This is a genomic window from Acidobacteriota bacterium (assembly GCA_039028635.1).
In the GTDB taxonomy this organism is placed as follows: domain Bacteria; phylum Acidobacteriota; class Thermoanaerobaculia; order Multivoradales; family JBCCEF01; genus JBCCEF01.
Genome location: JBCCHV010000018.1, coordinates 1 through 12,876, shown reverse-complemented (window position 1 = coordinate 12,876; position 12,876 = coordinate 1). Strand labels below are relative to the sequence as shown.

General features: G+C 67.2%; 8 protein-coding genes. 5 read left to right on the top strand and 3 right to left on the bottom strand.

Features of this window, described 5'->3' with window-relative positions; genetic code table 11:
- Window positions 1–45: 45 nt before the first annotated feature.
- The 3 genes from AAF604_09570 to AAF604_09560 all read right to left on the bottom strand — a co-directional run bounded on the left by AAF604_09570 (window position 46) and on the right by AAF604_09560 (window position 5,312).
- The gene (locus AAF604_09570) at window positions 46–2,070 is read right to left on the bottom strand and encodes a class I tRNA ligase family protein (GenBank protein ID MEM7049899.1); all 2,025 of its coding nucleotides are present in this window, start codon (window positions 2,068–2,070) and stop codon (window positions 46–48) included.
- Window positions 2,067–3,434: a SidA/IucD/PvdA family monooxygenase gene (locus tag AAF604_09565; protein MEM7049898.1), complete on the bottom strand. Its 1,368-nt coding sequence runs from the start codon at window positions 3,432–3,434 to the stop codon at window positions 2,067–2,069. The genes AAF604_09570 and AAF604_09565 overlap by 4 nt, the downstream gene beginning before the upstream one ends.
- 195 nt (window positions 3,435–3,629) lie before the next feature.
- On the bottom strand, window positions 3,630–5,312 hold the full coding sequence (locus AAF604_09560; GenBank protein ID MEM7049897.1) for a cyclic peptide export ABC transporter: 1,683 nt from the start codon (window positions 5,310–5,312) through the stop codon (window positions 3,630–3,632).
- 146 nt (window positions 5,313–5,458) lie between these two features.
- Between AAF604_09560 and AAF604_09555 the strand changes: the two genes are divergently transcribed.
- From AAF604_09555 to AAF604_09535, 5 genes are all read left to right on the top strand, one after another.
- Window positions 5,459–5,809 carry an MbtH domain protein gene (locus tag AAF604_09555; GenBank protein MEM7049896.1) on the top strand — a complete coding sequence of 117 codons (351 nt, stop codon included), beginning with the start codon at window positions 5,459–5,461 and terminating at the stop codon, window positions 5,807–5,809.
- A gap of 226 nt (window positions 5,810–6,035) precedes the next feature.
- Window positions 6,036–7,301 carry a sugar phosphate nucleotidyltransferase gene (locus AAF604_09550; GenBank protein ID MEM7049895.1) on the top strand — a complete coding sequence of 422 codons (1,266 nt, stop codon included), beginning with the start codon at window positions 6,036–6,038 and terminating at the stop codon, window positions 7,299–7,301.
- A 9-nt stretch (window positions 7,302–7,310) separates the two neighbouring features.
- The gene (locus tag AAF604_09545) at window positions 7,311–8,759 is read left to right on the top strand and encodes a glycogen synthase (GenBank protein ID MEM7049894.1); all 1,449 of its coding nucleotides are present in this window, start codon (window positions 7,311–7,313) and stop codon (window positions 8,757–8,759) included.
- Window positions 8,760–9,059: 300 nt separating this feature from the next.
- Window positions 9,060–10,232, top strand: a complete 1,173-nt coding sequence (locus AAF604_09540; GenBank protein ID MEM7049893.1) for an ATP-grasp domain-containing protein — start codon at window positions 9,060–9,062, stop codon at window positions 10,230–10,232.
- 129 nt (window positions 10,233–10,361) lie between these two features.
- Window positions 10,362–12,704, top strand: coding sequence for an SLC13 family permease (locus AAF604_09535; GenBank protein ID MEM7049892.1), 2,343 nt, complete (start codon window positions 10,362–10,364; stop codon window positions 12,702–12,704).
- Window positions 12,705–12,876: the final 172 nt, after the last annotated feature.

The following is a 12,876-nucleotide window of genomic DNA, read 5'->3' as shown; positions in this document are numbered from 1 at the left end:
GAATTCAGCCACCATCGGAAAAGGCCCCTTTCTCCGACCGGCCGCTCAAACGGCGGCGAACCGCGGCGTCGCGACCGGCGAGAACCAGGCGACGTCGAGGCTTCCGACGGAGCTGCCGCCGGGCAGGAATCGCGGGATCTCGTCCCACACCGGACTGCCTTCACGGCCCAAGGCCGAGAGCAGGCGGGCGCTGAAGCGCGGCATCAGCGGAGCGGCCAGCAGGGCCAACGTCTTGGCCGCCAGTACTTCGAGGGCGAGGGCCGTGCGCCACTCTTCGTAGCGCCCCGGGAGGGCCCGCCAGTGCTCCTGACCACTGCCGAAGCGATGCGCCTCGCGCACCACCTCGGAGAGCACCCGCGCCGCCCGCTGGGGCGAGAAAGATGCCGCCTCGTAGGCCTCGGCGGCGTCCGCCGAGAGATCGATCAGGGACTGGAAAAAGCTCTGCTGCTCGGCGGTCCAGCCGCCGGTGCTGGGCACCACACCTTCGACCTGAGCGAGCTTGCGACCTAGCGAGCGCAGCCAGCGCTCCCAGCCGTCCATCAGCTCGCGCCGCGCCGTTTCGCGCAGGCCGGCGAGGGTGAAGTTGCTCTGCTCGCGCTCGGGACCGTCGAAGGCCAGGCAGTAGCGCGCCACGTCGACGGGTACCTCCGCCAGCAGCTCCCGCGCCCACATGGCATGGTTGCGGCTGGTGGAGAACTTTTCGCCCTCGTAGCGATAGAACTCGTTGGTCACGAAGGTCGTCGGCAACCGCAGGCTGTCGTCGAAGGCCATGAAGATGGCGGGGAACAGCACGGCGTGGAAGTAACCGTTGTCGAAGCCGAAGAACTGCACGACCTCGGCCTCTGCGGAGCGCCAAAAGGCATCCTCCGCCTGCTCACCGAGCTCGCGTGTCGCCGCCAGGTAGCCCGGCGCCATCTCGAACCAGACGTAGATCGCCTGGTCCTCGAAACCCTCGACCGGCACCGGGATCCCCCAGTCACTTTGCTGGCTGACGGCGATGTCCGGTAGGCCGTCGGAGAGCATGACGTCGCACAGGGAGCGCAGATGGGCTCCCATCTGCACTCCGTCCCAGTAGCGCTCGAGGCGCTCGGCGAAAGGCGCCAGGGGGAAAAAGAAGCGCTCCTGTGGGCGCAGCTCGGGCTCCCCGCCACAGCGCTTGCAGGAGGGATCGTGGAGCTCGGCGCTGTCGTTGGGGCGACCGCAGGCCTCGCAGGCATTGCCGTTCGAGGAGGCACCGCAATGGGGGCAGGAGCCGACCACGTGGGCCTCGAACAGGAAGCGCTCGCAGGGCACGCAGTAGAGCGTCGGCGCTTGCCGCTTGACGATCGCGCCGCGGTCGACCAGGCGAGCGAAGACCTCGGCGGTGAGGGCGCGGTGATGGGTCGAGGTCAGGGGCCGGGCGAAATGGCTGATCTCGATGTCGGCCTGGCGCAGGGTTTCGACGATCGCATCGCCGAAACGGTCCGCCACCTGACGCGGCGTCTGGCCGAGGACCGCCCCCTTGGTCTCGGTGTAGCTCTGATGATCGTCGGCACCGCTGAGATAGGCCGCCTCGCGACCGCGCTGCCGGCAATAGCGAGTGAAGATGTCGGCGCCGAGATAGGGCCCCGAGAGGTGACCGACGTGGAGGTCGCCGTTGGGCGTCGGCGGGGTCGCTGTCACCAGCACCCGTGCAGCCTGCTCATCGCTGGCCAGCGCCGCGCGGTTGCGGCGCACCGCCTGCTCCATGTCCTCCCAGCAGAGATCGAGAAAGAGCAGCTCGTCGCTCTGCGAGAGATTGGTCAGCTCGTGCTCGGCGAAGGGCTCCATCAGGATGACGTCGCCGGGACCGACCTCGCGGCTCTGATCGTCGACCCTCATCCGGCCACGCCCCTGGACGATCACGAAGCTCTCGTGCTCCTGGTGCTTGTGGGCCCGCGCCGTGCCGCCCGGCGGCACCACCCCCCAGGCGGTGAAGAAGGGCGTCTCGCTGACCCCTTCCCAGGGGTAGACTTGCTGGCACTGAATGCCGTAGGCGCGGTAGAACTTCTCCGGATCGACCCCCTGGATGTGCAGTGGCGCCTTCCTCATGATCCCGCCGCCTCGGCCTCGGGCCGGGTCAGAGACCGCGGCCGGGGCACGCCACGCAGCGAGTCGAGGATCTCCATCGAGCGCGCCGGCAGGGTGGACAGCAGGGTGTCGCTCAGGCCGTGGGTGTCCTCACAGAATCCCTGCAGGAAGATTCCCGGCGTGAAGTCGTCGCTGGCCATCACGCGGTAGTTGCGGTCCACCAGGTAGTGGCCGCCGGCATCGCGCTCGAGATGGTCGCCAAGGGCCTCGAGCAGGCGGTGGTTGCGCGGCCGGTGATAGCCGGTGGCGAGCACGGCGCCATCGACCTCGAGGAACTCGAAGGCCTCGTCCACCAGATTGAAGAACCGCAGGGTGGCGCTGTCGCGACCGTCGGCGATACCGCGCAACTCCAGGAAGGGACGAATCTTGACCCGCTCGTCGCCTTCGACCCGACGCTGGTACAAAGCCTCGTAGATCTCCTGGATCAGGTCGAGGTCGACGGCCGAGTAATTGGTGTCCATGTGCGCCGACAGCACCGTGTCGCGCTGCCGTGGCGACATCTCGTAGAGCTTGTCCACCATCTCCGGAAAGAAGATCTCGTTGACGAAGTGGCTGTCGTCCGCCGGCTTGTAGGCGAAGCGCCGGACGGTGGCCGTGACTTCGGCATTGGGATAGTGGGTGTAGAGGTATTGAAAGACCTCCGCCGCGGTCTGCCCGGACCCCACCACCGCGAAGCGGTGCGGTGCCTGCCGATCGAGGAACTTGCCGGTCATGGCGGTCAAAAAGTCTTTCGAGTGGAAGACCCGCTCGCTGCCCTCGAGATCGACCCCCGGCGGCAGGAAGGGAATGCCACCGGTGGCGACCACCAGGTTCTTCGCCAGCACCTGGTGAAGCTCACCGCTGGCCTCGTCGCGGGCGCTCACCCGCAACAGCTCGACCCGCTCACCATCCGCCGAGGTCACCGGCTCGACGCCCTCGACCCGGACGCCGTACTGCACCTGGTCGTCGAGCTGCTGCGCCACCCAGGCGTAGTAATCGCAGAACTCGATGCGCGTCGGGAAGAAGTTGCGCAGGTTGATGAACTGATCGAGGCGCCCCTTCTCCTGCAGGTATCTGAGGAAGGTGTAACGGCTGCCGGGATCGCGCAGCGTGGAAATGTCCTTGAGGAAGGAGAGCTGGATCCGGGCATCCTCCATCAACATGCCGGGATGCCAGGCAAAGCCCGGTTTGCTCTCCAGGAACAGAGTCGAGAGACGCTCACCGCGCCTTTCGACGAGCTCTTCTTGGACCGCCGCCGCCAGGGCGAGATTGGATGGGCCGAAGCCGATGCCCAGGAGGTCGACGGGATTGCGCTGATCGAAGGGATGGGATGACGCTATTCGCATTCGCCTATTTCCATTTCTGAATTCCTAGAGCGAGGTGGCTCGCCGCAGTTGTCGGCGCCTCCCCTACGAAGCCCGTCAAGGCATGGCCATGAATCTATATTCACCTTATCATGATCATGCTTTTATGCGCCTGAAAATACATTTGACTGCATCTATTCAATAAATCTCACAGACCACAAGTGCCAACCCTCTGCCCTACCGGGACAGACTCGAACCCAGCGCCGGCTGCGGCTGCGATTCGGGCAACTCGTGACTGGTACCGCTGAACCGCAGGCGGCCGTCCTCGAGCTTGACGAGGCGATCGGCCAGGTGGAAGTAGCGATCGTCGTGCGAAATCGCCAGCACGGTCTTGCCGCGCGCCTTGAGGTCCGGAAGCACCCGGCGGTAGAAGACCTCTTTGAAGACCGGGTCCTGGTCGGCGGCCCACTCGTCGAAGACATAGATCTGGCGATCTTCGAGATAGGCCGTCAGCAGCGCCAGGCGCTTGCGCTGCCCTTGGGAGAGATCCGTCGCCGAGAGCTGGCCGTCGCGAATCTCCACCTTGTGGTCGATCTGCAGCTCGCGCAGATAGCGGCCGGCTTGCTGATCGAGATCCGGCGCCTCGAGGCCGAGCAGGCGATCGAAGAGATAGAAGTCCGAGAAGACCACCGAAAAGAGCTGCCGGAAGTCATCCCGATCAGTCTCCGTCACCGGCTGGCCATCGAGCAGGATCTCGCCGCGCTCGGGAGCGTAAAGGCCGACGAAGACCTTCGCCAAGGTGGTCTTGCCGCTGCCGTTGCCACCCACTAGAAACACCAGCTCGCCGGGTTCGAGGGTGAGGTCGATGGGGCCGAGCTCGAAGGGATGATCCTGACCTTCACGGTGATAGGTGTGGGTGACGCCGCGAAACTCGATGCGCTGCCACGAGCGCGCCGGCACCGCCGGCGGGCGCGGCGCTCCGCCGGCCGCGCCATCGAGGCTGAAGCCCAGGCTGGCGACCTTCTGCGCCGACACTTCGGCCATGCCGAGGGCCGGAATCGAGTCGAGGAGCGCCTGCAGCGGCCCCATCAGGAACAGCAGCACCAGAGTGAAGCCGGTGAGCACGGCGCGGTCGGCGCCCAGAAAATCCGGCCGGGCGAAGAGCAGCACCCCGATGACCACGAAGATCAGCAGCCGTCCCCAGGCCTCCGCGGCGGAGTAGATCAAGGCCGCCTTGACCCGCAGCTTGCGGGCGAGATCGGCGACGCCGGCGAGCAAGCGACCGAAAACCCGCCGCCTCGGCCGGTGCAGGCGCAGCTCCTTGCCGCCGCGAATCAAACCCTCGAAGTAGCCGAAGAGATGGTCCTGCTGCTCGCGAGCGGCGTGGAACTTGCGCATGCCGAGCTGCGCCGGCACGAAGTAGGTGACGATGCCGATCAGCATCGCCACCAGCAACATGCCGAGCAATCCCTGATCCAGGAAGCCGAGATAGATCAGGCAGCCGGCGATGATCGAGCCGTTGAGGCAGATCGGAGGCACGAAGATCAGCGCCTGGGAGATGGCGTTGATGTCGTCCGTCAGGGTGGCGAGAAGGCGATTCGGACCGAGCTCCTCGATGCGCCGCAGGGGGGCCGCCGAGATCTGCCGGCTGAGATCGACTCGCAGCTCGCGCACCACCCCCTGGCCGAGGTTGGCGAGCAGCACGACGGATGTCACGCGGGTGAGGGTGATGAGAGCGCAGAGGGCGGCGAAGGTCCAGCCGATGGCCGCCATCTTGGGGCCTTCGGCATTGAGGGCGGCGTTGATCAGAGCGACCAAGCCGACACTCAAGACTCCGCTGAAGATACCGATCGCCGCCGCCGCCGCCAAAATCCAGCGAGCTCGGCCGGACTGGCCAGCCACGAAGCGCAGGAACTTCATCGCCTTCCCCTTTCGTCCAACGAAAGCATCTCACCGCTTCTCAGAGCTCAAAACTTCGGCCCTAGTGATATACTTCTATCACAATTTTTATCTATCAACATCAACTCGATTTCATAATCGAGATTTCACAAATGAGGAAGTGATCCATGAGCGACTTGGTGGAACGGTTGACCAACCGCCAGAGCATCGAAGCGAGTCTGCGGCCGGAACCCAACCTCGAGCTCTTCAAGGCCTGCATCGATCGCGGCTACGTCCATCTCAAATTCACCGAAACGCGCGGCGGCACGGAGCTCGGCGTGCGCCTCGACGATCAGGCCAGCAACCTCGCCGAGGCCGACTTCGAGGCCGGCGAGGGCACCGTCCACCTGTGCGGCGACCTGACCCTCGACTACGTGCGGGTGCGCTGCCACGGCAGCATCGACCTCGCCACCTTCAAGGGCACCGGCTACCTCGAGAAGCTACCGGCGGAGGCCGGCGAGGATTCCACCGTCAATTAGCGGTTGTCCCATCGCCCGCTCCCTGGAGCAGAAAACCGTGCGCTAGCCCACACACGGGCTCCGAGGGCGAAAGCCCGAGGCGGCGGCGCAAGCCGCCGAGGAAGGGGGTGAAGGCGCACGACATGTGCGTGCGCCTGAGGGGGGCGCCTTTAGCCCCCCTGAAAACGACAATCGCGGTAGCACCGGGGCTGCGTTCCCGGTAGGATCGCTCCCCTATGGGAGCACAATGAAAGGGGTCGTCACCGCGATCCTGGGCGGTGGGCAGGGCACCCGTCTCTGGCCGCTGACCCGCGACCGCGCCAAGCCGGCGGTCCCCATCGGGGGCAAGTTCCGGCTGATCGACATTCCGATCAGCAACAGTCTGCACGCCGGCATCGATCGGGTCTATGTGATGACCCAGTTCAACACCGCCAGCCTGCACCGCCACATCGCCCAGACCTACCGCTTCGACGCCTTCAGCCAGGGCTTCGTGCACATCCTGGCGGCCGAGCAGAGCCTCGACAACCGGGATTGGTACCAAGGCACCGCCGACGCCGTGCGCCAGAACATGCGCCGGCTGCAGAGCGGCAAGCCGCGGCCGCAGGACATTCTGATTCTGTCCGGCGACCAGCTCTATCTGATGGACGTCGCCGGCTTCGTCACCAGCCACCGCGAGCGCGACGCCGACTTCTCCGTCGCCGTCAAGCCGGTGACCGCCGAGGAGGCCCACGGCCTTGGCGTGATGCGCCTCGACCGCAGCGGCCGCATCGTCGAGTTCGTCGAGAAGCCGCAGGACCCCGAGACCATCGCTCGCTTCACCCTCGACCGGGCCACCGTCGACAGCCTGGGTCTCGACGCCGAGCCCGGCATGCTGCTCGCCAGCATGGGCATCTACATCTTCCGCAGCGCAGCCCTGGCCGAGCTCCTCGACGGCAATCAGGACGACGACTTCGGCCGCGAGGTCATCCCCGCGGCCCTCGACAGCCACCGCGGCTTCGGCTTTCTCCACAACGGCTACTGGCGCGACATCGGCACCATCGGCAGCTTCCACGAAGCCAACGTCGAGCTCACCCTGCCGATGCCGGAGCTCAACCTCTACAGCCCGGACCGACCGATCTACACCCACCCGCGTTTTCTTCCCGGCTGCAAGCTGAGCGACTGCCAGGTCAGCCAGTCGATCCTCGCCGACGGCGGCATCATCGCCGGCAGCCGGGTGGCGCGCTCGATCATCGGCATCCGTTCGCTGATCCGGGCCGGCTCTGTGATCGAAAGTAGCGTGGTGATGGGAGCCACCGCCTACGAGCATCGCAAGGAGGCGACGGTGCCCCTCGGCATCGGTCGCGACTGCCACATCCGCGGCGCCATCGTCGATCTCGACAGCCGCATCGGCGACGACTGCCGGCTGATCAACGAGGCCGGCGTGGACCACGCCGACGGCGACGGCTACTCGATTCGCGACGGCGTCATCGTGGTCCACCGCGGCGCCACCATCGCCCCCGGGACGACCGTCTAGGCAACGCCCGTGAAGATCTGCCTCGCCGCCTCCGAGGTCGCCCCTTTCGCCAAGACCGGCGGCCTGGCGGATGTCGTCGCGGCCCTGTCGCGGGATCTCAGCCGGCGCGGCCACGACGTCCGCACCTTCCTGCCCTTCTACTCGCGCATCGACCTCGGCGAGGCGCCGCTCCACGCGGTCGAGTTCCTGCAGCGCATTCCCCTCGACATCGGCCGCCAGCGCTACCACTTTTCGGTCGCCACCACGCCGCTCCCGGACTCGTCCCTGTGGGTCTATTTGATCGACTGCCCGGCGCTCTTCCATCGCTCGAGCCTGTACGGCAACGACCCCGACGAGCACCACCGTTTCATCCTGTTCAGTCGCGCCGTGCTGGAGAGCTGTCAGCGCATGGGGTGGGCGCCGGAGGTGGTGCACGCCAACGACTGGCACACCGGCCTGCTGCCCCTCTACCTGCGCAGCCTCTACGGCTGGGATCGCCTGTTCGCCGACACCAAAACGCTGCTCACCATCCACAACATCGCCTACCAGGGCATCTTCCCGGGCTCCATCCTGCCGGACCTCGGTCTCGGCGACCATGCGCGGCTGCTCCACCAGGAGGACCTGGCAGCGGATCAGATCGGCTTCCTCAAGACCGGCATCCTCTACGCCGACGGCCTCTCCACGGTCAGCCGCACCCACGCGCGGGAGATCCAGACGGAGCGCTACGGCTTCGGCCTCGACCGCCTGCTGCGGGCGCGCTCGGACCGGCTGGTGGGCATCGTCAACGGGGTCGACTACGGCGACTGGGATCCGGCGGGGGATCCTCACCTGCCCCACCCTTACGGTGCCGACGATCTCGACCCCAAGGAGAGCAACAAGCAGCACCTGCTGGAACAGCTCGCCATGCCCTACCGCCAAGGCCTGCCACTCCTCGGTGTGGTTTCGCGGCTGACTCACCAGAAGGGCTTCGACCTGACCTTCGAAGCGCTCCCCGAGTGCCTGGCGGCGGGCCGCGCCCAGCTGATCGCGCTGGGCACCGGCGAACGCTCCGTCGAGCGCTTCTTCCAGGGCCTGCAGCAGCGCTTTCCCGGCCAGGTTTGCTTCATCCGCGCCTACAGCAACGAGCTCGCCCATCTCATCGAGGCCGCCGCCGACATCTTCCTGATGCCGTCCCGCTACGAGCCCTGCGGCCTCAACCAGATGTACAGCCTGAAGTACGGCACCCCTCCGATCGTGCGTCGCACCGGCGGCCTGGCGGATACGGTCGAGCCCTGGGACGGCAGCCGCCGGGAGGGCACCGGATTCGTCTTCGAGCACGCCGACGTCCAGGGCTTCCGCTGGGCCCTGAATCAGGCCCTCGAGGCCTACGGCGACCGCGCGGGCTGGCGCCGGCTGCAGCAGAACGGCATGGCCCAGGACTTCTCCTGGCAGCGCCAAGGGGCCCTCTACGAAGAGCTCTACCGTCGCCTCGCGAGTTGAGGCCGACGGCCACCGCGGATCGCTATAATCTTGAAACTCAAAAGACCAGCTCGAGCCGACCTTCTCAACCGCACTCCGCTGCAAGGCCGTATGCCCAAGAATCTGCTGCGTTACCCACCCGCTTCACTCCTCGCAGCAGCTCGAGCGAGGCCGCGATGGGTCGACGCTGACGGATGCCTTGCGCCTTCAGAAACCCACGACCGTCCGCCAGGAGAGCTGGTGGGAGGGTCGGCCTAGCGAGGAGGGGCCGTGCACGTTCTGTTCGTTGAACCAAGCTTTCCCTACAACCAGAAAAAGCATGTGAAGGCCCTCAAGGAGGTCGGGGCCCGCGTCACCGGCATCGGCGAGCGCCCCCTCGCCTACCTCAGCGACGACCTCAAGTCGTGGCTCGACGGCTACGAAGAAGTGCGCTCGGTGGTCGATGAAGGGGCGATGCTCGAGGCGGTGCGGCGGATCCAGAAGCGCGGCCCCTGGGTCGACCTGCTGGAGGCCACCGTCGAGGCCCACATCCTGCCCGTCGCCAAGGTGCGCGAGGCCTGCGGCATTCCCGGCACCTCGGTGCGCACCGCCTGGCTGTGCCGCGACAAGCCGGCGATGAAGGAAGCGCTGCGCCAGGGCGGCATTCCCTGCGCTCAGTCGACCGGCGCCGAATCGCCGCCGGAGGCCCGCGCCTTCGCCGAGCGCGTCGGTTATCCGCTGATCTTCAAGCCGCGCAGCGGCGCCGGCGCCGCCGGCACCATAAGGGTCGACGACGACCGCGGCCTCGAGCGGGCGATTGCCGAGCACCGCCTGGCCCACGGCGGCTCCGTCGCCATCGAGGAGTTCATCGAGGGCCACGAGGGCTTCTGGGACACCCTTTCGGTGCGCGGCGAGCCGCTTCACGAGTTCATCTCCCACTACTACCCGCGGGTCCTCGACGCCATGCGCAGCCGCGAGGTCAATCCCTACCTGGTGACCACCAACCGCCTCGAGGCGGAGAGCTACCAAGAGGTCCGTCACCTCGGCCGCAAGGTCATCGAGATCCTCGGCATCGGCACCTCCGCCACCCACATGGAGTGGTTCTTCGGCCCCAAGGGCCTGAAATTCTCGGAGATCGGCTGCCGGCCACCGGGGGTCGGCGTGTGGGACGTCTACTCCGCTGCCAACGACATCGACGTCTATCGTGAATGGGCCATGACTCTGGTTCATGGGCGCCGCGGAGAGGATGCGTCGCGCCGCTTCTCCGCCGGCATGATCGCCCTGCGCCCGAGCGGCGACGGCCGCATCGCCGGCTACGAGGGCATCGACGAAATGCAGAACGCCTTCGGCCAGTGGGTGATCGACGCCCACCTGCCGCCGCCGGGCAGCCCGACCCAGCCGGTGGAGGCGGGCTACATGGCGAACGCCTGGGTGCGCATGCGCCACCCGGACTACGACGAGCTGCGCCGCATCTTCGACATCGTCGGTCGCAAGGTGAGGGTCCACGCCCATTAAGGACTGGCCTTCGGGACTGCGCTCTTCTGCTGCGCCTGGAAGAGCTGTGCCTGAGAGAAGGGTCGGCTCCTCGCTGAATCGCCGAAGCGGGCCTCCGGCCGGCCAGAGGTGCCCCTGGGAGGGAGCGCGATGACCATCGAGATCGGTTTCCTGCTAGCCCTGCTGGCCGGCATGGTCTACCTGTTTCTCACCGAGAAGCTGCCCGTCGACCTGACCGCCTTCGCCGGCCTGGTGATCCTCACCCTCACCGGCTACCTCACTGCCGACGAGGCCTTCACCGGCTTCGCCTCCTCGGCGGTGATCACCATGCTGTCGATCTTCATCGTCAGCGCCGCCCTCCTCCACACCGGTCTCGCCGACATGGTGGGCTCGCGCCTGCACCGCTGGGTCGGCAACCGCGAAGTGCCCCTGATCATCACCTTGATGCTGATCGCCGGCGTGCTCTCGGCCTTCATGAACAACATCGCCGCCACCGCCGTCTTGATGCCGGCGGTGGCCGCCCTGGCGCGGCAAGCCAAGATCCCGCCGTCGCGGCTGTTCATGCCCCTGGCCTTCGGTGCCATTCTCGGCGGCACCACCACCCTGGTGGGCACGCCGCCCAACATCCTGGCCGCGGAAATGCTGCGCGAGCGCGGCCTCGAGCCCTTCGAGCTCTTCGACTTCACCCCCATCGGCCTCGCCATTCTGGCAATCGGCGTGCTCTTCATGACCACCCTCGGCCGGCGGCTCCTGCCGACTCGCGAGACCCATGGCCCGGCCCTCTCGGAGGCCGGCGACCTGGCCCAGGTCTACCAGCTCGACCAAGAGCTCTTCACCCTCCGCATCCCCGAAAGCTCGCCGCTCAACGGCCTGACCCTCGGCGAAGCCAAGCTCGGCACCGCCCTGGGCACTCAGGTGGTGGCCATCGAACGGCGCGGCAAGCGTCGGCCGGCGCCCGCCGCCGACACCCTGCTGCGCGGCGGCGATTCACTCTTCATCCAGGGCCGCATCGCCGACCTGGAAGAGATGCTGCGGCTCAAGAACCTGCGCGTGAGCAAAGCGACGACGGCCGACATCCCGCTGCCTCGCGGCGGCATCGGCGGCGCCCAACTGGCCCTGTCGGCGGGCTCGAGCTTCGTCGGCAAGACGCTCCGTGAGCTCGATTTCCGCAAGCGCTGCGGCCTCGTCGTACTGGCCATCGAGCGTGGTGACGAGCTACTCCTGCGCCAGGTCGGCTCGGAAGTTCTCGCAGCCGGCGACCACCTCCTCGCCCTCGGCCACCGCCGCGACCTCGAAGCGCTGTCCGAGAGCCGCGATCTCGAAGTCCTCGCCCTCGGTTTCAAGGCGCTCTCGCCGATGCGTGACGAGCTCTTCCAGATCGCCATTCCGGAGGGCTCGGCCCTCGCCGGCATGACCCTCGCCGGCAGCCGCCTCGGCGAGCTCTCGGGACCGGCCGTCGCCGGCATCATTCGCGGCGAGGAGATCCTGCTCATCGTTTCTCCGGACGAGGTTCTGCGCGCGGGCGATCGGCTGCTCCTCACCGGCAAGCCATCGCGCATCGTCAGCCTGGTCGAGCTCGGCGATGTCGAGCTCGAAGAGGGCGTCGGCTCGGCCGAACCGGCGGTTTTCGAGTCCGACGAGGTGGCCGTCGTCGAAGCCTCCGTGGCGCCGCGCTCGGCGGCCATCGGTCAGTCCCTCGGCGATTTGCGCTTCCGCGACCGCTATGGCCTTCAGGTGCTGGCCCTGTGGCGCCGCGGCGAGCCGGTGCATCATCGCCTGGCGCGCCTCGCCCTCGAGGTCGGTGACGCCCTGCTGCTGCAGGGCCCGCGGGAGAAGATCGGTCAGCTCGCGGCGGAGTCCGACTTCGTTGTCCTCTCGGCGCGCCACGAAGTGCCGCGCCGCACCCGCAAGGCGCCCTTCGCCCTCGGCGGACTGCTGCTGATGGTCGCCATGGTGATGGCCGGTTTCCAGCCGATTCACGTCGCCGCCTTCACCGCCGCCACGGTGGTGGTTCTGCTCGGCGCCGTCACCATGGAAGAGGCCTACCGGGCGATCGAATGGCGCGCCATCTTCCTGGTCGCTGCGGTGCTGCCGGTGGGGGTCGCCATGGAGCGCACCGGCGCCGCCCAGCTGATCGCCGATCAGGTCGGCGAGCTCGCCGGCCCCTGGGGCCCTTACGCCGTCCTCGGTGCCCTGGTGGTGCTGTCGAGCATACTCAGCCAGGGCCTCGACGGCGCCCCGGCGGTGGTGCTGCTGACGCCGGTGGTGCTGCAAACCGCCGAGGGCATGGGGGTCAGCCCCTACCCCTTCATGATGGGAGCCAGCCTGGCCGCCTCGGCCGCCTTCATGACGCCCTTCAGCCACAAAGCCAACCTGCTGGTGATGGGTGCCGGCGGCTATCGCTCGATGGACTACCTCAAGGTGGGGACGCCGCTGACCATCGTCCTGCTCGCCGTCATGACGGCGATGATCCCGCTGTTCTTCCCGTTCTAGCAGGCTGCTGAAAAAGTCCGCTTCGCGACTTTTCCAACGCTGCTAGCTGTTTGTTCCGAGAGGGGCTACGCGCCCCTCTCCGGCCCAAGAAGCGCGGTTCTTGGGCCTCCTCTCCCGTCGCGGCGGCTGAGCCGCCGCCGAGCCCTTCTGGGCTCGGTCGCAGGTTGCCGAT

Bases quoted from the DNA above. Each gene is read 5' to 3' on its own strand.
- AAF604_09565 (MEM7049898.1), bottom strand. From the start codon at position 3,434: ATGCGAATAGCGTCATCCCATCCCTTCGATCAGCGCAATCCCGTCGAC.
- AAF604_09560 (MEM7049897.1), bottom strand. From the start codon at position 5,312: ATGAAGTTCCTGCGCTTCGTGGCTGGCCAGTCCGGCCGAGCTCGCTGG.
- AAF604_09535 (MEM7049892.1), top strand. From the start codon at position 10,362: ATGACCATCGAGATCGGTTTCCTGCTAGCCCTGCTGGCCGGCATGGTC.
- AAF604_09555 (MEM7049896.1), top strand. From the start codon at position 5,459: ATGAGCGACTTGGTGGAACGGTTGACCAACCGCCAGAGCATCGAAGCG.
- AAF604_09570 (MEM7049899.1), bottom strand. From the start codon at position 2,070: ATGAGGAAGGCGCCACTGCACATCCAGGGGGTCGATCCGGAGAAGTTC.
- AAF604_09550 (MEM7049895.1), top strand. From the start codon at position 6,036: ATGAAAGGGGTCGTCACCGCGATCCTGGGCGGTGGGCAGGGCACCCGT.